Origin of the sequence: Reinekea blandensis MED297, assembly GCF_000153185.1 — a bacterium.
In the GTDB taxonomy this organism is placed as follows: Bacteria; Pseudomonadota; Gammaproteobacteria; order Pseudomonadales; family Natronospirillaceae; genus Reinekea; species Reinekea blandensis.
Map to the genome: position 1 here is coordinate 285455 of NZ_CH724153.1, position 23229 is coordinate 308683.

General features: G+C 50.4%; 23 protein-coding genes. 11 read left to right on the forward strand and 12 right to left on the reverse strand.

Annotated features, from left to right (window positions below):
• Positions 1 to 34 precede the first annotated feature (34 nt).
• On the forward strand, positions 35 to 766 hold the full coding sequence (locus MED297_RS16110; protein ID WP_008046781.1) for a winged helix-turn-helix domain-containing protein: 732 nt from the start codon (positions 35 to 37) through the stop codon (positions 764 to 766).
• 27 nt (positions 767 to 793) lie between these two features.
• Here the strand turns inward: MED297_RS16110 and MED297_RS16115 are convergent, their stop codons facing one another.
• Both MED297_RS16115 and MED297_RS16120 read right to left on the reverse strand, forming a co-directional pair.
• Positions 794 to 1753: a class I SAM-dependent methyltransferase gene (locus MED297_RS16115; RefSeq protein ID WP_008046783.1), complete on the reverse strand. Its 960-nt coding sequence runs from the start codon at positions 1751 to 1753 to the stop codon at positions 794 to 796.
• Between the two features lie 70 nt (positions 1754 to 1823).
• Positions 1824 to 2006, reverse strand: coding sequence for a helix-turn-helix domain-containing protein (locus MED297_RS16120; RefSeq protein ID WP_008046785.1), 183 nt, complete (start codon positions 2004 to 2006; stop codon positions 1824 to 1826).
• Between the two features lie 258 nt (positions 2007 to 2264).
• On the opposite strand from MED297_RS16120, the gene MED297_RS16125 reads away from it, so the two are divergent.
• Positions 2265 to 2840: a hypothetical protein gene (locus tag MED297_RS16125; protein WP_008046787.1), complete on the forward strand. Its 576-nt coding sequence runs from the start codon at positions 2265 to 2267 to the stop codon at positions 2838 to 2840.
• 23 nt (positions 2841 to 2863) lie between these two features.
• Here the strand turns inward: MED297_RS16125 and MED297_RS16130 are convergent, their stop codons facing one another.
• Positions 2864 to 3178, reverse strand: a complete 315-nt coding sequence (locus MED297_RS16130) for a hypothetical protein (RefSeq protein ID WP_008046795.1) — start codon at positions 3176 to 3178, stop codon at positions 2864 to 2866.
• 1103 nt (positions 3179 to 4281) lie between these two features.
• On the opposite strand from MED297_RS16130, the gene MED297_RS16135 reads away from it, so the two are divergent.
• The 5 genes from MED297_RS16135 to MED297_RS16155 all read left to right on the forward strand — a co-directional run bounded on the left by MED297_RS16135 (position 4282) and on the right by MED297_RS16155 (position 7974).
• Positions 4282 to 4992: a hypothetical protein gene (locus MED297_RS16135; RefSeq protein WP_008046796.1), complete on the forward strand. Its 711-nt coding sequence runs from the start codon at positions 4282 to 4284 to the stop codon at positions 4990 to 4992.
• Between the two features lie 185 nt (positions 4993 to 5177).
• Positions 5178 to 5879, forward strand: a complete 702-nt coding sequence (gene tsaB, locus MED297_RS16140; protein ID WP_008046797.1) for a tRNA (adenosine(37)-N6)-threonylcarbamoyltransferase complex dimerization subunit type 1 TsaB — start codon at positions 5178 to 5180, stop codon at positions 5877 to 5879.
• A 13-nt stretch (positions 5880 to 5892) separates the two neighbouring features.
• A complete protein-coding gene (locus tag MED297_RS16145; protein WP_008046798.1) occupies positions 5893 to 6696 on the forward strand; it encodes an undecaprenyl-diphosphate phosphatase in 804 nt (267 codons plus the stop codon).
• A gap of 70 nt (positions 6697 to 6766) precedes the next feature.
• Positions 6767 to 7135, forward strand: a complete 369-nt coding sequence (locus MED297_RS16150; RefSeq protein ID WP_008046799.1) for a hypothetical protein — start codon at positions 6767 to 6769, stop codon at positions 7133 to 7135.
• 53 nt (positions 7136 to 7188) lie between these two features.
• A complete protein-coding gene (locus tag MED297_RS16155) occupies positions 7189 to 7974 on the forward strand; it encodes a class I SAM-dependent methyltransferase (protein WP_008046800.1) in 786 nt (261 codons plus the stop codon).
• A 47-nt stretch (positions 7975 to 8021) separates the two neighbouring features.
• Here MED297_RS16155 and plsB read toward each other — a convergent pair whose 3' ends face one another.
• Together plsB and MED297_RS16165 are read right to left on the reverse strand one after the other, a co-directional pair.
• A complete protein-coding gene (gene plsB / locus MED297_RS16160; protein WP_008046801.1) occupies positions 8022 to 10487 on the reverse strand; it encodes a glycerol-3-phosphate 1-O-acyltransferase PlsB in 2466 nt (821 codons plus the stop codon).
• A 127-nt stretch (positions 10488 to 10614) separates the two neighbouring features.
• Positions 10615 to 10821, reverse strand: a complete 207-nt coding sequence (locus MED297_RS16165; protein WP_008046802.1) for a SlyX family protein — start codon at positions 10819 to 10821, stop codon at positions 10615 to 10617.
• Between the two features lie 183 nt (positions 10822 to 11004).
• On the opposite strand from MED297_RS16165, the gene MED297_RS22645 reads away from it, so the two are divergent.
• Positions 11005 to 11466 (forward strand): cold-shock protein, encoded by a 462-nt coding sequence (locus MED297_RS22645; protein WP_008046803.1) that lies wholly within the window; start codon positions 11005 to 11007, stop codon positions 11464 to 11466.
• A gap of 31 nt (positions 11467 to 11497) precedes the next feature.
• Here the strand turns inward: MED297_RS22645 and MED297_RS16175 are convergent, their stop codons facing one another.
• Entirely contained in the window at positions 11498 to 11893 is a 396-nt protein-coding gene (locus MED297_RS16175) for a hypothetical protein (RefSeq protein ID WP_008046805.1), read from the reverse strand.
• Positions 11886 to 12158, reverse strand: a complete 273-nt coding sequence (locus MED297_RS16180; protein ID WP_008046806.1) for a hypothetical protein — start codon at positions 12156 to 12158, stop codon at positions 11886 to 11888. Before MED297_RS16180 ends, MED297_RS16175 begins: the two co-directional genes overlap by 8 nt.
• Before the next feature lie 70 nt (positions 12159 to 12228).
• Here MED297_RS16180 and dapE point away from each other — a divergent pair, with 70 nt between their 5' ends.
• Positions 12229 to 13365 (forward strand): succinyl-diaminopimelate desuccinylase, encoded by a 1137-nt coding sequence (gene dapE, locus MED297_RS16185; protein WP_008046809.1) that lies wholly within the window; start codon positions 12229 to 12231, stop codon positions 13363 to 13365.
• Between the two features lie 8 nt (positions 13366 to 13373).
• Here dapE and MED297_RS16190 read toward each other — a convergent pair whose 3' ends face one another.
• A complete protein-coding gene (locus MED297_RS16190; protein ID WP_008046811.1) occupies positions 13374 to 13766 on the reverse strand; it encodes a DUF2721 domain-containing protein in 393 nt (130 codons plus the stop codon).
• A gap of 209 nt (positions 13767 to 13975) precedes the next feature.
• Between MED297_RS16190 and MED297_RS16195 the strand changes: the two genes are divergently transcribed.
• Both MED297_RS16195 and MED297_RS21515 read left to right on the forward strand, forming a co-directional pair.
• Positions 13976 to 14413, forward strand: a complete 438-nt coding sequence (locus tag MED297_RS16195; RefSeq protein WP_008046812.1) for a tellurite resistance TerB family protein — start codon at positions 13976 to 13978, stop codon at positions 14411 to 14413.
• Positions 14414 to 14660: 247 nt separating this feature from the next.
• Complete coding sequence (locus MED297_RS21515; protein WP_161599311.1) at positions 14661 to 15794, forward strand: M15 family metallopeptidase; 1134 nt, start codon at positions 14661 to 14663, stop codon at positions 15792 to 15794.
• Between the two features lie 89 nt (positions 15795 to 15883).
• Here the strand turns inward: MED297_RS21515 and MED297_RS16205 are convergent, their stop codons facing one another.
• The 4 genes from MED297_RS16205 to MED297_RS16220 form a co-directional block, all read right to left on the reverse strand.
• Positions 15884 to 17230, reverse strand: coding sequence for a class II 3-deoxy-7-phosphoheptulonate synthase (locus MED297_RS16205; protein ID WP_008046815.1), 1347 nt, complete (start codon positions 17228 to 17230; stop codon positions 15884 to 15886).
• A 131-nt stretch (positions 17231 to 17361) separates the two neighbouring features.
• A complete protein-coding gene (locus MED297_RS16210) occupies positions 17362 to 19746 on the reverse strand; it encodes a putative bifunctional diguanylate cyclase/phosphodiesterase (protein WP_008046817.1) in 2385 nt (794 codons plus the stop codon).
• 2 nt (positions 19747 to 19748) lie between these two features.
• A complete protein-coding gene (locus MED297_RS16215) occupies positions 19749 to 20783 on the reverse strand; it encodes an ABC transporter substrate-binding protein (protein WP_008046818.1) in 1035 nt (344 codons plus the stop codon).
• Positions 20784 to 20869: 86 nt separating this feature from the next.
• The gene (locus MED297_RS16220) at positions 20870 to 23062 is read right to left on the reverse strand and encodes an acetyl-CoA hydrolase/transferase C-terminal domain-containing protein (RefSeq protein WP_008046820.1); all 2193 of its coding nucleotides are present in this window, start codon (positions 23060 to 23062) and stop codon (positions 20870 to 20872) included.
• Positions 23063 to 23229: the final 167 nt, after the last annotated feature.

Consider the following 23229-nt stretch of genomic DNA (forward strand, 5'->3'; position numbering starts at 1 on the left):
CAACCCAACAAAAAATAGCAGGGCAGGTGCGCCAGTGGGATACAGTGCAGATGCGGTTCAGAAAAAAAATATCCTGATCGTCGATGATGATCACGAGTTTGCTTCGCGTTTACGTGAGTATCTGAGCAGCAATGAGTATGACGTGTCGATTGAATCCGATGCTTCCACCGCATTGTCTCGCATTCGCGACGATCAGCCCGACCTGGTCATCCTGGAAGTCGACCTTCGGGGCGAGTCTGGTCTGACCATCTGTAAGTTATCCCGAAAAGATTTCCGCGGCGGATTGGTATTGCTCAGCCACCGGATGGACGAGCTCGATCAGGTGCTCGGACTCGATATGGGGGCTGATGACTACATAGCTCGCACGACCGCCCCTCGACTGATTCTTGCACGCTGCCAGGCCATCTTGCGTCGGGCAGAACGGCTGGAGTTGTCCCACAATGGACACTCCGATGAGCGGCTGGAGTTTGGTGACCTGATTATCGATAACACCATGCGGGAAGCCTGGCTCGATCGCCAACCGATTGACCTGACCAGCGCCGAGTTCGACCTATTGTGGCTGCTATCAAGTCATGCTGGAGAAGTGCTGACTCGTGAGGAAATATTCTCCCAGCTGAGGGGCATAGAGTACGACGGTCAGGACCGCTCTGTTGATGTTCGGGTGTCTCGGATTCGACCCAAAGTCGGTGATGACCCGATCCACCCCAGACGCATCAAGACCGTTCGGTCAAAAGGCTATTTGTTTGTGGGTGACGTCAGTCCCTGAAGAAGGCACCTTTGCTGTGCCTGAAAGTCAGCGAAGCGTCACTTTTTGCACTTTAAAGCCACGTTCACGCACCAGCGTTTCCGGCGCACTGAAAGCCGAATCGAGATGCATCTGGTAGTTCAGAAAATCATTGATCACCCAAATGAACTGACCTCCGGGTTTTAACCACAGATGTGCCTGGGCAAAAAGTTTTTCTGTTGCGGCATAAGCCGTACGTAAACCCTGGTGGAATGGCGGATTGCTCACCAGGGCGTCATAACGCTGTGCCGGTAAACTCTCCAGTCCATCGCTCCAGTGAATGAAGGCTTTGTTCGTTAGTTGGTTTTCCTGCACCGTGCGGTTTGCCGATCTGACGGCGAGTAAATCAATCTCAACGGCATCGACCCGGCGGACTGAAGGCTGCTTAGCTAACGCCGAGGTCAGAATCCCGCTACCGGCCCCGAACTCGAGCAGCTCACCGTGAAACTCTGGTAACGTCGACAACAGGACTTCGGTTCCCTTGTCGAGTCGACCGGCACTGAACACACCGGGAAGCGCATAGCCGGTTAAATCCTGCCAGCTGAATGTTGTCCACTGTTCTTCGGCGGATGGCTGATCGGTGTTGTTGGTCACTTCAAATAAACTGCAATGTCGTGCGGAATCCAGCTTTGTTACTTCCCAGTGCGGCAGACGTTTAGGCAAGCTTTTAATGCCGCCGTTGTTCTCGCCGACAATCCACAGTCGCTGTCCCGGCTGTAACGTCTTTTGCAATCGGTCCAGCCACCACGCCAGTCGGTCTTTAGCTTTCGGGTAATGCAGAACATTGAGCGGTGAGGTCGCTAATCCCGTGGATTCACTGGAAAATTGATTGTCCGGTGCCCAGTTAAGGTTAAAAACGCGATCATCAGAGTCAATCAGGTTGGAAGGCAATGGTGTATCAAACCAGGAAACCGGCGTCAGGGACAGTTCGTCCCGATGCCGGTCCAGTAGTTGAAGCGTTGGTGTCATGATGTCTGTCTAAGCTAGCAAAGGCCGAAGCTTATCAGATTCGTGGACTAACCGGCAGACATCCTGATCGCTAGCGGCGCTGAAGACGATCCTGAATGGCTTTGTAACGCTGAACGGCATCTTTGGGCAGCATTTTCATGCCCTGAACATCTTCAGTGGGCAGCAGGTTTTCCCGAATGTATCGTTTCAGGGTTACTTCGGTGACACCGAGCAGTTTTGCTGCCTGATCTATTGTAAAGTGCTGGTCGGACATTCGCTTCCTCCGTGACAAAAAAAACGGACACTGAAAGTCAGTGTCCGAAAGTCATGGGGCAGAGCCCACATGGGAGTAGTCACCATACTGCTGCTGCTACGATCAACAGTAAGGATTAATATAGTCCAAAAAATGAGCATTGCTGTCTCGAAATCGTCAATGGGATTATTTATTCTGACTTTCTGTCACACTTTAAGACTTAACCGCTGAGCGCTGGCTTTCAGAGGGATCTCTAGTGACGCTGCAACGTAAGATTTTTTGTTATTAATTTATTATTTCTTATTCATTGCGCATACGAATGCCGAGGTGATCGGCGGGTATGACCGTCAGCGCCTGATGTTGAAGTTTCAGTCAATGTTGGAGCAACATTATCGGGCGCATCCTCTGGTTGTGAATCAAAGTCTGTTTCCAACAGAAATCGATGAGTCAGCGGACACCGATGCCCGGCGCCTGTACGACGTACTCAGCGAAGAAGGCCTGCTTCAGCGCGACGTTGTCATTCATGAGTCTGAAGGCCAAGGTGCACTGATAACCCGGGGATTTCGATACCGTTTGAGAGAGAATCGCCCTGGCAGTCGCATTGTGATGGGTCTGGTTGATGTTTTGGGGATTGATCGTTGGCAGACCGAACAGCAGCCGGAGTCGTCTCAGATCCTGTACCAGGTTTCATTTCGCTGGCAGCTTTCTCAGCCGGCACCGTGGTTGTGGGCGCCGTCATTGCGACGGAATGACGACCTGGCCAAGCTGTTAAACACCTTGGCAGAACCCACAACGGGTCAGGCCGTTTTCGTTTGGCGTGAGAATCAATGGCAGTTGCAATCGACCGACCTTTAAAAAAAGACGGTACATAACGAACCTCAGTGCGTTCGCACCGCCAGCCGTTGGTTCACTTTCGCCAGCAGTCGACTGAGGTGAGTGGGCATCCCTGCACCATTTTTGTCTTCCTGCAGCAACAGTAATCGTGTCACGCGTGTCAGGATGACGGTCCAGTCATCCGCGATAAAGCATCCGGTTGGTAACTGATATAAGGCATCTAGCAGCAGATTGCGTTCGGGCAACGAATGACTCGGACCATCAGCGAGTGCTAACAGCAGATCTGCAGCTTGTCGGCGTCGCATGAACAGCAGGTTCGAGGTATGTCCCTGATGTGGGCTTGGTTCTGAAGTCAGCATGGGTACATTCCTCATTTGGAATGGCTAAGCTACTGCGCTTATCAAGTGAGCTGCAACGGATAACCTTGGGGACGTTCTGTGGATAAGATGTGTTTTCCCTGATGAAGAGTGCTCACTCACCGCCAGCATGAGCATTAATCGGCCTTGCTGCATATGTTATTTATTGTAACCCGTTTCAATGGAGTGAAAGCGCAATGGGAGGCATTTCCTCTACCTGCTTCTTCAGTTATATCGGACTGGCACCATGTTGAACCAAACAAACCATAGCCTGGCTATTTATCTGGTTTGCCTATGTATTGATGGGATAAGTCACTTTGTTAATCTTCAAAAGCAGGGGTGATTAACGTATTTACCGTGGCAGGTTAGTTACGTGAAAGTGAGTCGATATTGGATTGCTACCGATTGATCCAAGTAAGTCGTAAAACCTTACAACCCAGTTCAAGGGTTGAGGTTTTTGTTATCGATGGGTTTTAACCTGCTGTTCTTGAACAGAAACGCTCGCCTTTTGTGTCATCTGTCTCTTAACGATTGTTTTTATAGGAATGCTTCACCGGAAACATAAACCGAGGATTTAACATCCCAAGAGTTTATTGCAACGCCATCATCCAAAACCGTTTTCGTCGCGTTACTTAATAGATAAATAACCAACTCAATAAGACCTTTCTGTTTTTTTTGCCGTCGAGTTGGGTTCTTTCTCTATGTTCTTTATCAATGCTTCGATGGCGTTACTTAGTTTCGAGACATGTGGTCTTGACTAAGTGATCGACTTAATCGCATTCACAAGCATATTTTTGCGGTAATGAGTTGATCGGCTGGTAAAGTTTTTGGTTTGAAACTCAATGTTAGATTTGTTTTCATTTTATCGAAAAGGTTTGATCGAAACGATGGTGTATTGAACGTGATCGTACGTTTAATTTCGATTCTGACTCGAAAAACACAAAGCAAAGTAAAAATAAATCGTTAAATGCAAAAAAAAGCACAAAAAAAGTTGAATTTAGGAGCGATTCATTTGCAATTTACTTTGAGAAAGCTAAATTAGATTTTAATCAAGGGGCATTAGAAAACCTTGGTCATTCAAGTGCGTGAATACGAGGATAAAAACTATGGCAGCAGCCAAGAAGAAAACAACTGCGAAACGCAGCCCGAAAAAAGCAGCTACTAAGAAGTCGCCTGCAAAAAAAACGGCTAAGAAGACTACCGCAAAAAAAGCTCCAGCTAAAAAAACAACGGCTAAGAAAGCAGCCGTTGCGACTGAAAACAAAGCCGTAACGTCAGCAATGAAAGCGGTTGATAAAGCTGAAGCTGGTCTGAAAAAAGCGGAAGATGCCTTAACCAAAGCCAATGCTAAAAAAGCCACGGTTGCTAAGAAAGCAGCAACCTCTAAGACGGCAGCGGTTAAGAAGCAGCTTGAAACCGCCCGAAATGGTGTCTCTAAAGCCAAAGAAGCCGTAGCAAAAGCAAAAGATTCTGTTAAAACGGCTAAGTTTGACCTGAAAGTTGCTCAAATCGAAGCCACGGTCGAGGAGAACGCAGCTAAAAGTGCAGAAAAAGTTGCTGATTACGCGTCTACCTTAGAGGCTAAGCGCGGCGATGATCTGGCAAAAGCGCTGGCTGCATTCGAAGCAAAATGGCAAGCCGCCCGTGAGAAAGCTGATGCTAAGAAAGTGAAAGCTTTCGAGAAAAAAGAAGCCGCCAAGGGTAAAGTCTTCGCTAAGAAAGTAAAAACCAAGATTTCTACCCTGAAAAAGAAACAAACGGCGAAACCAGCCGCTAAGAAAACAACTCGCAAGAAAGCAGCGCCAAAGAAGAAGTAAGAAACGCTGATTCTGTGATGAAAAGGCCCGGATGCGGGCCTTTTTTGTGCCTGCAGTTTCTTTATTGCACGCTTAGCGGCCTGCTTTTAAAGGCAAATCCTGTTTTTCAGCCAATCTGGGTGGCGAAGCTCAGGATTCTCTATGATAGAATCTCGCCGGTTTTTACAACCCCAGAATAATTGGCTATGAACAACATACTTTCAATCGATACGACGGCTGATATCTGCTCGATTGCCGTGCAGACACCGGACCGCGCGGTTCGCTTTCATGAGCAACGCCCCCGTCAACACGCCAAAATTCTATTACCTGAAATTGAGCGATTACTGACTGAGGTAGAACTGTCCGTTCCGGATCTGGACTTAATCGTCTTTGGTCGCGGCCCCGGATCCTTCACCGGGGTTCGGATTGCGGCAGGTGTTACGCAGGGGTTGGCGTTTTCGGCGGGCTGCCCTGTGATGCCGGTAAGCACATTGCAAAGTCTTGCTTTCAGCTCACAAGGGGCTGCCGGCGACTGTATCTGGACCGCGCTGGATGCCCGGATGAACGAAATCTATTTCGCCCGATATGTAGTGAACGAGCAGGGCATTCCTGTGGCAATTGATGAAGAGCAGGTGCTACCGCCTTCGGCCATTACCGAAGAACTGTCAGCATCTGTCCTTCTGGTTGGCAATGGCTGGCAGGCGGGTTATACATTGCCAATGGCGGTTCAAGTCAACATCGATCAAAAGCCTGTGCAGTTCGCTCTGCCTGATGCGTTTGACAGCCTTAAGCTTGCCCAGCGTTTGTTGGCGGCTGACATGGCAACACCTGTCAGTGCCGATCAGGCCATACCGGTGTATCTGCGCGACAATGTGACCTGGGATAACAAACCCAAAGTGGGTTCCTGATTAAGAGGATTTTATGAGTATTACGCAATGGATTGTTCTGGCTGTTATTCAGGGTATAACTGAGTTTTTGCCGATCTCCAGTTCCGCGCATCTGATTTTGCCGAGCCAGTTACTTGGCTGGACGGATCAGGGCTTGGCTTTTGATGTTGCGGTTCATGTCGGGTCGCTGATGGCCGTGATCATCTATTTCCGTCAGACGCTCATTAGGCTGGCGACCAGTTTTATAGCGTCTTTAATGCGCCGTCCTCATGACAAGTCCGAAACCTTGTTGGCGTGGTTGATCATCCTTGCAACCATTCCTGCTGTGATTTTCGGGTACGTCTTCGAAGACCTGATCGAAACCCATCTACGCAGCATTCTGGTGATTGCCATCACCACAACGGTTTTTGGGCTGCTTCTTTGGTGGGCCGATGTTCAGGCTCCTGCCAAACGTTCACTGGAAGATCTGGGTTGGAAAGACGCTTTATTGATTGGCCTGGCTCAGGCTCTGGCGTTGATCCCCGGAACTTCTCGCTCAGGTATCACAATGACCGCCGGGTTGATGCTCGGCATGAAGAAGCGTGATACGGCAAGGTTCAGTTTTCTATTGTCGATTCCGTTGATACTGGCGGCGGGGTTGCTGAAAACATTGGATCTGATTCAGACGCCGTCCGCATTTGACCTGTCGGCGATTGTGTATGGGACTGCGCTGTCCTTTGTCAGTGCCTTCGCCTGCATCGTGTTGTTTCTGAAGTGGATTGAACGGTCCGGCTTCTTACCTTTTGTGATTTATCGGTTGATTTTGGGCGCGTTTCTGTTTTTTGTGTACTTTTCGTAACGGTGGCTGGTGTATTGTCGGGAATACGCTAAATTAGATCCGGTTATCAGGCTGGACAGGATCGTACACGATGCAATTGCCGACCTCATTCACGTCAACTCCGTTGACAGCTCCTGTTGCATCCAGGCCGTCACCGGCGGCCGACAACCGTCCCGCCCGTGAGCCGGAGCGCGCAACTCCGAACAGAGCTACCGAAGCGCAAGAATCCCAATCTGCACCACAATCTCGTGACCAGGCGACAGTCCAGGCACCTGAGCGTGTCACCTCACCTAATGAAGTCGAAGTGCCGCCGCAAGACCCTGCGTTACGTGAGACTATTTCGACAACAGATGAATCTCAAAACCTCGCCGTTAACCAGTATCGACAGATTGCTCAGCAAGGAGTCGACAATGCACAAACTCAGGACCCAAGCCTGTTCCGGGTTGATGTCTACGTTTAGACGACAACTTGCCATACAATACCGACGCAATGAATTTTTGAAGCGTCAGGTCTATGAATTATCCTCTGTACTGCCCGAACCCCAACGATCCAGCCAACGAAAATCTGATTCGAAGACTGAGTGATGTGCCTTGGATACAGACGATATCCCATCCTGCTGATCAACCTTTCCTGATCATAAATGATGGCTGTTTAGGCATTGCCTCGGCCGACTGGCCCAAGGTACATCCGGTCGTCGTTGATTTTCTGTCAGGTGCGGCGAGTTTCAGGCGGGAGCATGGAGGTGGGACCGGACAGCTTGTGGCGAAAGCCGTGGGGCTCAAAAAACGTCGGGATTTGTCAGTCTGGGACGCCACGGCAGGGTTGGGGCGAGATGCCTATGTTCTGGCAAGCTTGGGAGCCAATGTGTGTCTGTTCGAGCGGCATCCGGTTGTCCAGGCCTTGCTTCAGGATGGTTTATACCGGTTATCGCTGAGTGCGGAACCGGCATTAATGGAGATTTATGATCGGATGACCTTGGTGACTGAGGGAATGCCGTCCTCAGCGAATGATGTTTCGGTTCCACCAGAAGTAATTTATCTCGACCCGATGTTTCCGGAGCGAAGTAAGTCTGCCAAGGTTAAAAAAGAGATGGCGCTGTTTCATGATCTGGTCGGTACCGATCCGGATGCCGACGATTTGTTAGAGCCCGCGCTGGATCTCGCTGAATATCGGGTGGTTGTTAAGCGGCCCAAAGGAGCCCCTGAGCTGGCGGGACGAAAACCGTCACTGAGTCTGGCGGGCAAGAGCAGCCGCTTTGATATCTATACCCGCAAAGCGATTCCGGACGCACACACCTGATTAGGGTGTCAGGGTTTACCTCTGACACCCTGTTTGAACCGTTCTGGTCAGCCTTCTGAGCCAGGCTGTGTGCGCTTGGTGACCTGATAAATGTTGTACCAGATTTCATCGGGTATGACGCTGGCAGCCTGGTTAATGATCGCTGGTATCCGATCGTCAAACTCGAGGTTACCGTCGCTGTTTAAGGTCAGAATCCGGTTGTTTTTTAACGCCTGAATGAAGTTTTTAAACAACGCCTTATCGAAGAACTCTGGCGCGTCGAGGCCGTTTAGCAGCGCCAGACGCTGTGCCATCTGTTGTGCTTGGTTTTCCAGTACACTCTGACTGCTGACACCGGACCCTAAACGCACAAGCACTGAAAGGGTCAACAGGTATCGTTCCAGTGTAGGTAGCATGATGTTTGACAGGTACTGTAACTGAAGGTTTTGGTCTTGTTTCTTGTCTGTGCCGATCAACGCACCCTGTTCATTTTCGATGATTAAGCCCTGATCTTTCAGAACATCAATAATGCGATCGCTGCGACTTAATGCCTGATCCGTATCACCTTCAATAAAGAGCTCACTTTGAATGTAAGGGTAAATGGTCCGAATGCGGCTGCGCAGTGTGTCCTTGTTGATTCCATCGGAACGGACAATCAGCGCGGCAATCAATGAGGGAAGCGCAAACAGGTGTTGGATGTTGTTGCGGTAATACGACATCAGGACCGTGTTCTGGCTGTCCAGGCCATAGAGATTACCGAGTTTCTGTGGAATTAATCTGAGCGTACCCATCTGTACGGCGTAGTCGATCCAACTTTCGGCGTCGCCTTCTGGTAATGTAATGAAATCGCTGTAGGGGGAATCTTTTTGCAGTTGCACCAATAACCGCAATTGTGCGCGCAGCTGCTTGCCTTCGATGGCCTGGCGGGGAGTTGATAACAACGCCGTTGCAATCAGGTTCACCGGGTTTAATGCCGCGGCCGAGTTAATGCGGGTCACGACGTCAGTGGCCAGCTCGTCGACAAAGTTAAACATCCAGGCCGGGCGATCATCCGGGCCATAGGTGCTCGATTGCCATTGGGGCTGTTTAGTATTGAGTTGATCGTTCAGCGACAGCGGTTGTCCGAAGTTCAGAAAGACGTGACCATAGTTTTTCAGCTGCTTAACGCTTTTTACCAGGTCGAACAGGTTTTCTTTTTTCTTTTCTTTGCCTTTCAGCTCGCCCAGGTAGGAGCGGCTTTCAAAGACTTTTTCATAGCCGATGTAGACGGGAATGAACACCACAGGCCGACTGTTGTCGCGCAAATGACTGCGCACGGTCATCGCCAGGGTGCCGGTTGCCGGGGTGCGCATCCGGCCGGTTCGTGAGCGACCGCCTTCGACGAAGTATTCAACCGGATAACCCCGGGAGAAAACGGTGTGTATGTACTCATTGAACACGGCGGTATAGAGTTTATCGCCACCGAATCGCCGACGGATAAAGAACGCACCGCCGCGTCGCAAAATGGTGCCAACAACCGGCATGTTCAGGTTTTCACCGGCGGCAATGTGAGGCACGTTGAGTCCATGCTTATAGAGGCAATAACTCAACAGTAGATAGTCAATGTGGGACCGGTGACAGGGAACATAGACAATTTCATTGTCTTTAGCGAGTTCACGCACCGGCTCAATGCCGTGAATACGTACCCCATTATAAATTTTGTTCCATAACCGGGTCAGCAGTACATCCAGCGCCCGTATCGTACCGTAAGAGACATCCGCGGCGATGGTCATGGCGTGTTTATGGGCCAGGGCGCGAGCTTTTTCAATGGAAACATCTTTCGCTTGAGCATGTTGCTCAATGGCATTACGAACCGGATCGGTTTTCAGCAGGCGATCGATCATAACCCGGCGATGTGACAGGTCCGGTCCGATGACGGCCGTACGCACATGGCGGAAGTGCACACGAAGCACACGAGCGACCTTGCGGGTGGCCTTACTGATATCCGGGTTGTCATTGACCAACTCTCTGAGTGAGACCGGCTCGTTGATTTCCAGGTAGGTGTTGCGACCGTTGAATATCACGGTTAAAAGCTTGCGGAATCGGCCAATGACGGTCCAGTTAGATGACAGCAGCGCGTTGATCAGCCCGTTTTTACTGTTGGCCGCCCGCCCCCAGAACAGGGCAACGGGAACAAGGTAAATGTCTTCGCCTTCGTGTTCAGCAAGATAGTTCAATAAGGTTTCGATTCGGGGGGTAATGCCTGCCTTATGGCGTCGGATGACCGAAGGGCGGGCATGGACAGTCAGCAGTGCCGCTTCATCTTTGAGTTCGGGTAAATCAATGGACTGATAAATGCCGGGAAAGCCTAAGCGTTTTAGCTCATGATCGGCCACTAATGCATCGGCCGTCGATTGATGCTCGAGCACAAAAACGCAGTGTTTTTGGCGCTTTAATGTTTCCAGGTCAGTGTGATGGGGGTTTTGAGGGACTTTGACCCACCAGAAAAGAACGGTTTGGACGAGCTTACGCAGTCCTGATCGGAAAGACGACATCGTGATTCGGTATCCAGCGCAAATCTAAAAAGGCGTAGTTTACCCGTTTCTGCCCGGAAACTCGATCATCTGACCGGCAAATGGATGCCTCATTTCATCGTGCAGCAAGCATTCCGGTTGACTCGGATCAGTAATGTGGTGGGCGGCTGTCAACAATGTCCGGGGCCATCTGCTCCTTCATTTCGACGTGTTCTTCGGTAATTTTTCTTAATGTTTTTTCCAGGCGTGCGATGGCCTTTTGTTGTTCAACAATAATGCTGTTCAGTTGTTCAACCGTGTCATCGAGGTGCATCAGTCGGCTTTCGAGATCGGTCAGGCGGTCTGGGTCAGTCATGTTTTTCCGTTCGTTGCAATTTCAGGTCGAAGTTTGGCATTATGCGGGATTGATCGCCAATTTTCGGCGAACATTACACAGGTCATGGACTGATCTGAACGTGAGTCGTGACAGATGACTGTGATCCGGCGGTAGGGAGTGCCGCGGCAGGATAACAGATTAACAGGTTATATGAGCATACATATGAAGTTGAAAACATGGTTGGTTCGTCTGGGTGTCGGTTTAATCGTCGCTGCGTTGGGACCTATTATTCTGGCTGCGGCCGTTGCCCTGGTGCCTGGATCCACAGAAGTTACCGTGTCGGCTTTGCTGGCCGGTGAACAGGTTGGCTTGACGTTAGGTGTTTATCTGTTGCTGGCGCTGAGCATCTTGGTGCTGGTTCTTATCTATCAAGCTATTTTGCAGCCATTACTTGGACGCATTGAAGAAGACGATCGTGAAGAAGGTCTGGTGAAATGGTTCAACGTCAGCAAAGGGTTTGGTTTTGTTACCCGTGACAATGGCGAGGACGTTTTTGTTCATTTCAGGTCAATTCGCGGGCGTGGACATCGGTCTTTACAGGAAGGCCAGCGCGTGCGCTTCGGGGTGGTTGAAAGCTCCAAAGGTCTGCAAGCAGAAGATGTGACCATCGTCCGTCAGCGCTGAGCTGACGGCTAACAGAGGCAGCCTGGCTGCCTCATTCCTTCCAGATTATTTCCCGGCTTTGCCCATCGGGCATTATTTCAATCCAGGCATCCGGATCTGACCCCGTTGCCCAGCTTCCTGCCGTAATTCGAGCCGGTTTCTTAAAAAAGTCCGCGGCCGCTAAGGCGCACGCCTGATCATCGGGCCACGGTAATGCCGTGGTATCAAACCAGAGGCTTGTGTAGCCAGGAACAACCTGCTCAAAAATCATGAGATGGAAGGTGGTGTCATGCCATTGAGCAACATAGGGAAACGCCGATTTTGGCATACCTTTGCGTTTTTTCTGAGGCTGGAGCGTTCCGAACACAGTGGTCAGCCAGGCCTCCGCATCGTCCCGGTTGAGCTTGTTGACGTAGATTTCTATGTCCGTCGGTGCAACGTCAGTCATGATTTTTATCCAATAATAACAGCAGTATTTTAAACAGGCTGATGCGCAAATAACCCCAAAGCGCACGGGCAGCACCACCGATCACAAAGATCAAACCAATGAGCGTGGCCCACTCTTGTGACACGCTGGGCGGCATCAGACGATCGGCGAGTATAATCGCCATCATACCGGCCGCAAAGACAAATCCACCGCCGGTAAAGCCCGAGATTGATTGGCGGTCATCCTCAGTCTGTTTTTGCAGCCAGTGGACCAGTGGTTGTCTCATTGCGCTCTTAATTCCGGTGACAATTGTGCGTATCATAGCCGGCCTTATTATTAGAATGCGAGCCTGAGAGATGAGATCTGAAACCCTGACATTAGCCTGTGACCTGATTAAACGCCCCTCGGTAACGCCGGATGATCAGGGATGTCAGACGTTGATGGCGGATCGCTTGAAGGCCTGTGGCTTTCAAATAGAAGCTATGCGTATCGAAGATGTTGATAACCTCTGGGCCGTGCATGGCCAGGAGGGGCCGTTGCTGGTGTTCGCGGGCCATACCGACGTCGTACCGACCGGTGACTCCAGCGCCTGGACGTACCCTCCGTTTGAACCAACTGAGCAAGACGGCATGCTGTATGGTCGAGGCGCGGCGGATATGAAAGGCAGTCTTGCAGCAATGATTGTCGCCACCGAACGCTTTGTCCGTGATTATCCGGACCATCAGGGGCGATTGGGATATCTGATCACTTCCGATGAAGAGGGCGATGCTTATCACGGTACAGTAGCGGTGATGGAGCGGCTGACGGCAAGAGGCGAGCGCATTGACTGGGCTGTGGTCGGGGAGCCCTCGAGTACCGATCAGGTTGGCGATGTGATCAAAAATGGCCGTCGTGGTTCGATGCTGGGCTACCTGACTATCAAGGGCAAACAGGGCCATGTCGCTTATCCGCATCTGGCAAAGAACCCTGTGCATCTGGTCGCTCCGGCCATTGCTGATTTATCGACTGAAGTCTGGGATGAAGGCAATGACTTTTTCCCGGCAACCTCTTTCCAGGTTTCTAATATTAATTCTGGAACGGGCGCTTCCAATGTCATACCGGGAACCGCCGAGATTATGTTCAGTTTCCGATTCAGCACCGAAGTGACAGCCGAAGAGCTTCAGCAACGTGCACGAACGATTCTGGATCGACACGGTTTCGACTATGAACTGCGATTTGAAGTAAAAGGGCAGCCATTTCTGACCGATCGCGGTGCTTTGGTACAGGCGGCAGTGCAGGCGGTGACCGAAGTCACGGGTCAGGCGCCGGAACTGTCAACAGCGGGCGGGACTTCTGATGGACGATTTATTGCGCCAACCGGTGCTCAGGTGGTTGAACTGGGCCCCGTGAATCGAACCATTCATCAGATTGACGAATGTGTTGCCAGCGCCGATCTGGATACCCTAACCGAAATGTATTACGGCATTATGGTTAACCTGTTGGCGAATCGCTGAGAAGAAACTTACTCACGTCGATCTTCAAGGCTCTTAAGCTGCAGGTTAAGAGCCTGGCCACTGATCTGCACCTCATACAGACTGAAAACCAATGAAATCAGTAACAGGATGAGTGAAGCGCCAAACAGGATGTTGGCAATAAATGCCCAATCCAAAAACAGCGCGAACATAGTGACCACGCAGAAAATAAACGCCATAACGCCAGCAACCTGCATGCGACGGATAGCGATTATTCGAATGCGCAAATGAAGAATCTGTTTGCGGATGTCAGCACTGGGGTCTTCATCGTTTTGTTTGTAAAGAGACCGGATTAACTGGGCAATCACCAGAAAGCGATTGGTGTAGGCCAGCAACAACAGTGAAATGGCCGGAAATAACAGGGCCGGCGTGGTGATGTTCATACAGCTTTTTTACTCCCATTTCTCGGTCGCACCGTTTTAAATGCCACCCTTAAAACCTATATTGTCCCAGACAGGTGTAATTTAAAGTGTCTCTTCTGGCGATCAAATGAATCATCCGCTGAGGCAACCGTTGCCTGCTGACAGAGCATTTGAGCCCGGTTTAATGAACGGGTACTGCAGTCTTCACGGTCTGAAGAGGTGATCCAAACATGATTGAACAGATATTAGCGTTTTTTAAAGGTGAGTCTGAGACAGACGACAAACCTGCGCTGTCCGCTGAGGACGCGGCAGCCGTATTATTGATCGAAGTAATGATGGCCGACCATGATCTGGATCATCGGGAAAAAGACTGCATACAGGACATCCTGGCGCGCAGAATGTCGGTCAGTAAAAGTGATGCGGAAATCTGTGTTGAGGTTGCCATGGACCGTCAGCAGGAAACCCACGACCTCTTTGAGTTTACTCGTGTCATAAATGACACGTTCGATGAAGACCAGCGTTATGAACTGATTGTGGACCTTTGGCGAGTCGCTTTTGCAGACGGACAATTAGACAAGTTTGAAGATCATCGAATCCGTCGGGTTTGCGACATGCTCCATCTGCACCATTCGCACTTTATCCGTGCAAAATCTGCCGCTCAACATTGAGAATTCAGGCCGTTTTGCGTCGAAAAAATGACGCTTTCAAACGCTAATGGCTGCCATAAAAGCAGGCTATGGCTTAATCGCTGTAAGAAAGCTGGATGCATGGTAAAGTATTGGCATATCTGTCCGATAGCGACAATAATTAGACTCAGGAAAAGCGCACTTGATGCCTGTCAGGCTCCGCCCTGTTGGATTATTAAACGACCTTTCCGAACTGAGTAAACCATTTACAGCTGCACGGAGAACCCTGGTGAAGCGTCGAGATTTTATTAAACAGTCCCTGTCAGCATCCGCTGTCGTCGTCGGGACCGGTTATGCTTCATTTGATATGTTTCGTCGCACTCAACCCGTCGCGGAAATGACCGTGAAGGAACGGGGTCTCAGAGCTGCGGCCCGCGTGGTGGCCGATGGCAACCCGACCAGTGACGAAGCCATGCTCGACACTCTGTCGTCGGTGATTGCTGAGGCCAAACCGGAGCTGCGCGTACACTCGCGTCCGGCTCTGGCCTATGAGCAGCATAAAGCTGAACGTTTGATGGCCGAGATCCCTGCAGAAGGCATCTCGACCTTTGCCAAAAACGAAGACGCCCCGGTTATTGAAGAAATCGTACTGTCTGATACTCGTCCAACAGGTGGTCCGGTCAGCGCGAGCGACCTGAATGAATCGGCAGAAAGTGTTCAGGAAAAGGTTGCAAACTTTGAAGCCAACTTCCATGACGATGTTGTACTGACGGAAGAAGACTACCAGATGCTGGTGGCATCATTGGAGCGTGTGAACCGCGTACAATCCTATGTCGGTTTTGGTAACTTCAACATCCTGTCGTTCGACGATGCCTTAAAGTATGCCCGTTACTCTCCTCGAATCGGTGAGTTTACGAAGGCGGAACTTGAGTTTCTCGACAAGATGTTTCACTACGACTCAAGCCAGTTAGGCTTCTTTGGTGAAAAGGTCGTAGGTAAGCAGACGCATGTGATCTCAGAAAAAGACGTGATTAAGATGCCTGGCACCGGGCATTATGTGTTCCGTGGTCACTCAGAGAAATTTTATAATCAGATCCGCAACGAAGTGGGTGATTCACTCATTCTGACCAGTGGCGTTCGAAACGTAATGAAGCAGTATCAGCTGTTTCTGGCAAAAACCGTCCAGGCTTCGGGTAACATGTCGCGGGCAAGTCGCTCACTGGCTCCCCCAGGGCATTCCTACCACGCGATCGGTGACTTCGACGTTGGCCAGGTTGGCGGTGGTTTGCAGAATTTTACGGCCGCCTTTGCTGAAACTGATGAGTTCAAGCGTCTGCAGGATCTCGGCTACGTGCGTATCCGCTATACGGCCGATAACCAACTGGGGGTTCGTTACGAGCCTTGGCACATTCGGGTCGTCTGATACAGGCCCTTACAGTACAAAAAAAAGCCGGTACCCACGACAGGGACCGGCTTTTTTGATGTGCGACTCATACTGTTTTCTGATCCGTGTTACCGGCTGCCGCGCAGGTGATCGGCGATCAGAAATGCCAGCTCCAGTGCCTGGTCTGCGTTCAGTCGTGGGTCGCAATGCGTGTGGTAGCGATCAGCCAGGTCGGTTTCGGTGATCTGGAAAGCACCACCGATGCATTCGGTGACGTTTCGACCGGTCATCTCAAAGTGAACACCCCCAGCATACGTGCCTTCGGCCTGATGTATGTTGAAGAAGTCTTTCACTTCTGACAGAACCGATTCAACCGCGCGGGTTTTATAACCATTACCGGTTTTGATGGTGTTGCCATGCATCGGATCTGAACTCCAGACAACCTGACGACCTTCTTCGGTCACCTTCCGCAACAGCGCCGGGAAATGCTCGGCAATGTTGTCGGCGCCCATGCGCACGATCAGGTTCAAGCGACCGGCTTCGTTATTCGGGTTGAGGATGTCAATCAGTTGAATCAGCTCATCCGGATTGCTCGTTGGGCCGACTTTTAAACCCAGTGGGTTATGGATGCCACGGCAGAACTCAATGTGCGCACTGTCCAGCTGACGGGTTCGATCACCAATCCAGATCATGTGTGCGGAGCAGTCATACCAGTCACCGGTGAGACTGTCCTGTCGGGTCAGTGCCTGTTCAAATGGCAGCAGCAGACCCTCGTGTGAGGTGTAAAACTGCGTCTCCCGGATGTGTGGTGTGTTTTCCGGCGAAATACCGCACGCGCTCATAAAAGCCAGAGCGTCGTCAATTTGGTTGGCCATCGACTGATAGCGGTCACTTTGCGGGCTTTTCGCGACAAAGTTCCGGTTCCACTGATGGACTTTGTGCAAATCAGCAAGGCCACCCTGAGCGAAGGCTCGCAACAGGTTCAGTGTCGATGCCGATTGATGATAAGCCTTGAGCATTCTTGCGGGATCCGGCTCCCGGGACTCTGGTGTGAAATCGATGCCGTTGATGTTATCCCCGCGGTACGAAGGCAAGGTCACACCATCGATGGTTTCCATATCCGCCGACCTTGGTTTGGCAAACTGACCGGCCATACGACCAACTTTTACCACCGGGCTCTGACCACCAAAGGTCAGGACGACAGCCATCTGTAACAATGCCATAAAGGTGTCACGAATATGATTGCTGTGAAACTCGCTAAAGCTTTCCGCACAGTCACCGCCTTGCAGTAAGAAGGCTTCACCGCGTGAAACTTTTGCCAGTTCTGCTTTCAGTTGCCGGGCTTCACCAGCAAAAACCAGAGGCGGTAGCTGAGACAGCTCCTGCTCAGTGGCAGAAAGGGCGGCTTGATCCTGGTATTCAGGAAGTTGTCGAATGGTTTTTTGTCGCCATGAATCCGGCGTCCAATGGGTCATGTTGAGGGTTCCAATGATGATACTGTGAGTTACGTAGAGGCTATTCTATGGATATCAACGAGCAATGCTAATGAAGAATGTGCAAAGATAAGTTGCTCTTGCTACTGAGTGCAAGCATCTTGCGTGTTGGTTTACAGTTTCAGTGACGAAGAGCTCATGTCGGGGAGAGAGTTAGGTTTATTTAAGTATCTGGCAGAAAACTGCGGTCCGGAGATAGGGCGTGAATAGAAGTACCCTTGGATGATATCGATGTTGAACGATTGAATAAACGCTAATTGGCTGGCCGTTTCGATTCCTTCTGCCACCACAGTCATTTTCAGTCGGTCCGCCAGTTCTTTAATACTGGATAGGACTCCGATTGATGATTCGGTATCAAAATCATCGGTACTGACGAAGACGCGGTCTAATTTTAACGTATCAAACTGAAATTTTTTCAGTTGTCCCAAAGAGCTGTAGCCGGAACCAAAATCATCGAGTGCGGTTTTAAATCCAAAGTTACGAATGAGTTCCAGGTCTCGTTGAGTTTGCCGGAAGTTGCTGATCAGCTCTTCTTCGGTTACTTCAAACTCTATTTGTCTCGGCGTGATCTGGTAGCGCCACATGATGCTGCGAATATCCGCGATCAGACGCAGATCGCTCAGTTGGTTGGGGGCGATATTAATCGATGCGATCAGCTCTGGGTTATTACTTTCCTGAAGCAGCTGGCAAGCCTGTTCACAGACCCGATAGGTGATGTACTCGAGCACCCCCTTTTCTTGTGCAACGGGAATGAAAATACCTGGTGGGATCAGTTGTTGATCAACGTCTCTTAAACGTGCGAGTGCTTCAAAGCCAATCAGTTTGCCTGTGCTGGCCTGAATTTTGGGCTGAAAGTGGGTTTCGAACCGACCAAATTCAACGCCTTCTCGCACCAGTTGTTCCAGTTTCAGCCGACGCTGTTCTTCTTCTGCTAAGTCCGAAGTGAAGATGCTGTAGCGCATTTTTCCTTCTTGCTTGGCCTGGTACATGGCCATATCGGCGTACTGAATCAGCAAAGAGGGGTCGATGGCATCCTTGGGAAACTCCGAGATTCCGATACTGGTGCCGGTATAAAGCAACTTGTCGTGGATCTGAATGCCATTCTGAAATGCATCGATGATTCGCTGAGCCACTAACGCCGCGTGCGAGTTTGCCATCAGCACCACGGTAAACTCATCCCCCCCGAGTCGAAAGACGGCATCGTTACGAATGTTTATGCTATCCAGAGGCAGGTTTGGATCGTCACGCACAATTGACAACAGTTTTTGAGATACGGCTTTGAGCAGCGTATCACCCAGGTCATGACCATAAATATCATTCACGTTCTTAAACCCATCGAGGTCCAGGAACAAAACCGACAGTGGTTGGCTTGGGTTTACGGTGCGCTTAGCCAGTAACTCATAGAGTGCGGCGCGGTTGGGCAGTCCGGTCAGTGTATCTGTAAACGCCTGACGTTTCAGGTCGGACGAATGTTGCTTCAGGCGGGACAACATGCCATGAAACTTTTCCTTAAGTTGTCCAAACTCGTTTTGGTCATAGGCCGTCAATGCGGGATGCATATCGGCGTTCAGGTCTGATTGATCGACCAGCTCGCTGAACTGATCCAGTGGTTTCAGGATGACTTTTCTGAGGAGCAGGTAGGTGACCACAATTAAACTGAACAGTGCCAGCAGCATAATTATCAGGCTGAGTCGGTAAAACTGGCTGGTATTGCTGGTGTAGAGCTCCGGGTCCAGACTAGAACGTAACCGAAACTGATCGTTGATATCACTTTCAAGGAATCTGAAAGCTTGTTTCTCTTTTTCGGTAAAAGAGCTGTCAGCGACTGTAATCCAGCGGGTATTGCTGCCAGGCGGTGTGGGTATTCTTAAAGAGACGGCAATATTGTCGGTGCTAAGAGAGTTCAGAAGGGCCTTTAATGGCAGTGTGATTTTAATGTACGCCAGTGTGGGGTTGTCATTGGTTTGGATGAGATCTGAATACTCACGTAAAGGGGAGTAGGCTGAAATAAGATATTCCCCACTGGGCGTTCGGCCGGTCGCGAAGGTTACTTCAGAGGCGTTCAGCTCATCATGTTCCTGCAGCCGGATAAAGGTATCATCAATGTCGCGAAAGGGGACTTTTCCATTAAAGGCGGTGATTTCCTTAAACCCATCCGGCAAGACCACCGCTATTTCTCCATAGTGTTCGCCATATTTCAGGTACCGTTGTAATACCCGGGTTAACTCGCTGTGGAAGAGCTGATATCGGATGGTTTCTGAGGCTGAAAAATATTGTCGGGTCAGTGCATTGTTGGTGATCAGATCGAGGTCCGTCTGAATGTTTGTAATTGTGTCTGACAAATAGGCGGTACTGAGCGATTGATGGCTTGTCAGTTGACTATTGATTTCTTTGTCCAGAAGTTTGGCGAGCTGAGACTCGATCAAAAATCCAAAGGTGACCATGGCTAACAGGCCCACAAAGCTCAGGTTCATCATAAACCGGGTTTGCAGTTTCATCGTCAATCAACATCCAAGGTGTTAATCAGTCTCATGAGTGCGCGAATGGTTTCACGATCAGGATGTTGGTAAACGTAAAAGCTATCTGCCGACTCTGGAAACAGACGGTCGTCTTGTTGCATGGACTGGGGCAATAGCGCTATGGCTGGCTTACTGTAAGTGGCCGAGTAATGGTACTGAACATTGGCCGCGGTGACGTCGGGACGAAGGGTGAAATCCAGGAACTGGTATGCGCCGTCAATGTGCTCACTGCGCGCGCTTATCGTCCAGAAATCGACCCATTGAATGTTGCCTCCTTTTGGAATCGTAAACGCCAGCCGGTCATCCTCTTCCATCAAAAACATGGCGTCTGAATTATAGGTGACAGCGACCAAAGCTTCCCCTTGAGCTAATTTCGTTTCATCAGCTTCCAGATCTGGCATGCCATAGGATGACACCAGTGGTTGTTGATTGATCAGTGCCTGTTCTGCCGTTTTTATGGCGTCTGTATCCGGAATAAAGGGGCGTAGGCCCTTTGCCATCAAGGCAATCGGTAAAAGCTCTGAGACCTGTGCTGGCATTTGTACGGCACCCGCCCAGGGTGCATCATCGCGAAACAGGTCTGACCAGTGTGCGGGCGGTTGCTCCAATTGATCTTGGCGATACAGCACACCGTAGTAGCCCCAACCGTAAGGAACGACATGGTCGACGGCGTCCTGTGCACGAAGTTGCCATTGATTTCCATGGTCACTCAGGTGCGACAACTTGTCCGCTTGCAGCGGAATAATCCAGTTTTGAGCACGATAGGAACCGGCTTCCGCATCATCGATCAAAATGACGTCAAAACCGAAACCTTGAGTTTCGGCCATGATCTGGTCGCGTATTTCGTCATTGTCGTAATAGATGAACTCCAGCTCAATGCCGGTTTCGGACTGGAAGCGATCGGCCATTTCGGGATCGAAGTATTCTGGCCAGGTAAAAACTCTCAGTGGTCTGTCGTCGCCCAGAACCTGAATCGACAGTGACACTAAGAGAAAGGCACAAAAGCATCGAAGCATTGAGATTACTTCTGTCAGGATGTACCGGAAGTATAGACAATGTTTCGATGCTTACAGTGGAATTGACATGAAAATCCAGTGTCTTGTCAGGTCCGGGCGTTGCTGGCTGACGTCGTCTCTTTCACGGGCAGTTGACTTAGCAGTAACCGTCGGAAAACCTTTTCCCGAATATTGTTCGGTTGCTCCAGCCCCATACGTTTCAAATAGGGCAGGTTGGCTTGAATGTGACTGTCTTTGATGGGTGTGAGCAAGGCTGGTATCAGCGGCCAAACTGCACTGAGTTTGTGTTTCAGGCGCTTAAGGGCGCCGCCAATAGCGACCTCTTCATCGGTCAGTTCTTTACCGAATGGGAAGGGTGGGAAAAACGTGGCAGCCTGTCCACTCAGGGTTGCCTGAACCTTTTCCGGCGTGTTCTGAGTTGCCCATTTCGGCAGCCGATAATGTTTTGGCAGTTTGCCGGCTTTTTTGGCTTCACGGATTAAGCCAGCCTGAAAGCGGGAGTCGGTGATTTTAAGTAACGCATCTACAATTTCTTCATCATTTTTTGCCCGTAAATCGGCGACACCATACTCCGTCACGACGATGTCTCGCATGTGTCGCGGAACGGTGGCGTGTGCGTAGTTGAAGACAATGTTACTGACGACCTTGTTGCCTTTGAATTTCGTCGACCGCATCATCAAAATGGATCGAGCGTCGGGCGTATCCAACGCCATGCTGACAAAGTTGAACTGACCGCCGACACCAGAAACGACTTTTCCATCAGCCAGCCCATCGCTGACGGCTGCACCGCTCAGTGTCATTTTCATACAGGCATTGATGAAACGGGCATGTTTGCGTTGTGCCAGCTTCAGTGCTTCGTCGCCGAGCAACTGGTTCGTGTAGGACACGGTCGTCATGTTGATTTCGTTGAGTTGCTCATCGTCCATTCGGCGAAGGTCTTCATAAAAATGTGCATTACCGACAAAAAAACCGGCATGAATGAGGCGAGCGTGATTAAGGTGAGTAGCAAGGGCATGTTCTTCGAGCCAAGCCAGTACCTCAGCGGAATCCGGATTGGCAGAGCATTGTTGATCATGAGCGTGTAATTGCTGATCTTGCAGGGTGACATGGGATTGGAATATACCCCAGTGCTTGAGCCACTCGACATCCTCAGTTGTTAACGGCGACTGGAGTCGATTCATTTCCCGTAGGGCTATGATCCATTCGCGTGAGATTGCATCTGCTTTCAACCCTTGATTAATGAGCGTCTGAATGGCGAGGTCATCGTATACACGACGTTTCAGAATATCGCCTTTAATCAGTTCCATGTAACCTGAAACCAGCATTTCGGTGTTGCCGTACAGACCTTCCTCGAAGGTATGAAGGTCGCCATCGGTTTGTAATACCGGAAATCGCTCCAACGCGGACTGAGTGTCGAATAATCGGCGATACTCTGCATTGTGCTGGTGACGAACCCGCAGCGCATTGACGACGGCATCACCGAGTGAACCGATGCCTATCTGTAACGTACCAGCGTCTTTGACCAGCGCGCTGGTGTAGAGGCCGATCATATGGTCTGTTGGTGAAATCGGTTGTTGAGGCGTCGCAAAGATGGGGGAGTAGAGGTCGGGTTGATCGACAATGTGATCGAAGAACTCGGCGCTGACTTCGGCATCGTTCGGCATAAACGGTAGTTGTTCGTTCACCTGAGCGATCATGAATCGGGGTTTTCCGTCTTTCTCTGATTGCGCCTTCATCATGGGTTGCAGGTCCAGGGTGACGTCCGGATTGCAAGACAGGCTGTAGCGAACCTGGTCACCGTCGGTTCGTTTGCTGATCATCTGGGTTACCAGGTTCACGCCACGGGTGACAATGTCGCGGGCAACATGTGTATAGTTGGCCGACAGAGCGTTTTGCTGCGCTTTGGGGTTATGCAGCATTTCACCCGGCTTGAAATAAAACTCAACAATACGGATGTTGTCAGGGATGCGCCCTTTGCGTCCGTCAAGCACATAATCCAGTTCTGGAACTCCCTGAAACTGACGCTCAAAGAAGGGTGTCAGCAAGCGTTTTTCCAGGTCCGATTTTAAAGGAGGTCGTCCGAGCGATAAGGCCGTTTGGATTTCAAGAGAATAGGTCGGGTTGTTTTTAGCAACGCCGTAAAGTGCGTTGATCAGGTGTGTGGCTTTACCGATCCCAATGGGAACACCCATGACGATGTGTCCGTCGAGCGCATCAAAAAGCGACTGAGCAAGTGAGTTAAGATCCGTATCGGCGGAAGGGGTAAAGGATTTGTTCATCGAGGTCTCCAGACGCTCTGTTATGTGCGTTGCTTTAAATCGTTATAGCATGCGCGAAATCATTATGTCCGGTTTTGATAGGGGTCAGTTCGGACAAAGTCCGCAAGGGCAGAGCCCTTGAGGAAATGTCCATAATTGTTTACATGGCAGTCGAGAAAGGGTGAATG

Coding starts and splice junctions, on each gene's coding strand:
- MED297_RS16115 (WP_008046783.1), bottom strand. CDS start 1,753: ATGACACCAACGCTTCAACTACTGGACCGGCATCGGGACGAACTGTCC.
- MED297_RS16150 (WP_008046799.1), top strand. CDS start 6,767: ATGCAATTGCCGACCTCATTCACGTCAACTCCGTTGACAGCTCCTGTT.
- MED297_RS16215 (WP_008046818.1), bottom strand. CDS start 20,783: ATGCTTCGATGCTTTTGTGCCTTTCTCTTAGTGTCACTGTCGATTCAG.
- MED297_RS16145 (WP_008046798.1), top strand. CDS start 5,893: ATGAGTATTACGCAATGGATTGTTCTGGCTGTTATTCAGGGTATAACT.
- MED297_RS16130 (WP_008046795.1), bottom strand. CDS start 3,178: ATGCTGACTTCAGAACCAAGCCCACATCAGGGACATACCTCGAACCTG.
- MED297_RS16175 (WP_008046805.1), bottom strand. CDS start 11,893: ATGACTGACGTTGCACCGACGGACATAGAAATCTACGTCAACAAGCTC.
- MED297_RS16155 (WP_008046800.1), top strand. CDS start 7,189: ATGAATTATCCTCTGTACTGCCCGAACCCCAACGATCCAGCCAACGAA.
- plsB (WP_008046801.1), bottom strand. CDS start 10,487: ATGTCGTCTTTCCGATCAGGACTGCGTAAGCTCGTCCAAACCGTTCTT.
- tsaB (WP_008046797.1), top strand. CDS start 5,178: ATGAACAACATACTTTCAATCGATACGACGGCTGATATCTGCTCGATT.
- MED297_RS16135 (WP_008046796.1), top strand. CDS start 4,282: ATGGCAGCAGCCAAGAAGAAAACAACTGCGAAACGCAGCCCGAAAAAA.
- MED297_RS16205 (WP_008046815.1), bottom strand. CDS start 17,230: ATGACCCATTGGACGCCGGATTCATGGCGACAAAAAACCATTCGACAA.
- MED297_RS16120 (WP_008046785.1), bottom strand. CDS start 2,006: ATGTCCGACCAGCACTTTACAATAGATCAGGCAGCAAAACTGCTCGGT.
- MED297_RS16180 (WP_008046806.1), bottom strand. CDS start 12,158: ATGAGACAACCACTGGTCCACTGGCTGCAAAAACAGACTGAGGATGAC.
- MED297_RS16165 (WP_008046802.1), bottom strand. CDS start 10,821: ATGACTGACCCAGACCGCCTGACCGATCTCGAAAGCCGACTGATGCAC.
- MED297_RS16195 (WP_008046812.1), top strand. CDS start 13,976: ATGATTGAACAGATATTAGCGTTTTTTAAAGGTGAGTCTGAGACAGAC.
- MED297_RS22645 (WP_008046803.1), top strand. CDS start 11,005: ATGAAGTTGAAAACATGGTTGGTTCGTCTGGGTGTCGGTTTAATCGTC.
- MED297_RS16220 (WP_008046820.1), bottom strand. CDS start 23,062: ATGAACAAATCCTTTACCCCTTCCGCCGATACGGATCTTAACTCACTT.
- dapE (WP_008046809.1), top strand. CDS start 12,229: ATGAGATCTGAAACCCTGACATTAGCCTGTGACCTGATTAAACGCCCC.
- MED297_RS16190 (WP_008046811.1), bottom strand. CDS start 13,766: ATGAACATCACCACGCCGGCCCTGTTATTTCCGGCCATTTCACTGTTG.
- MED297_RS16210 (WP_008046817.1), bottom strand. CDS start 19,746: ATGAAACTGCAAACCCGGTTTATGATGAACCTGAGCTTTGTGGGCCTG.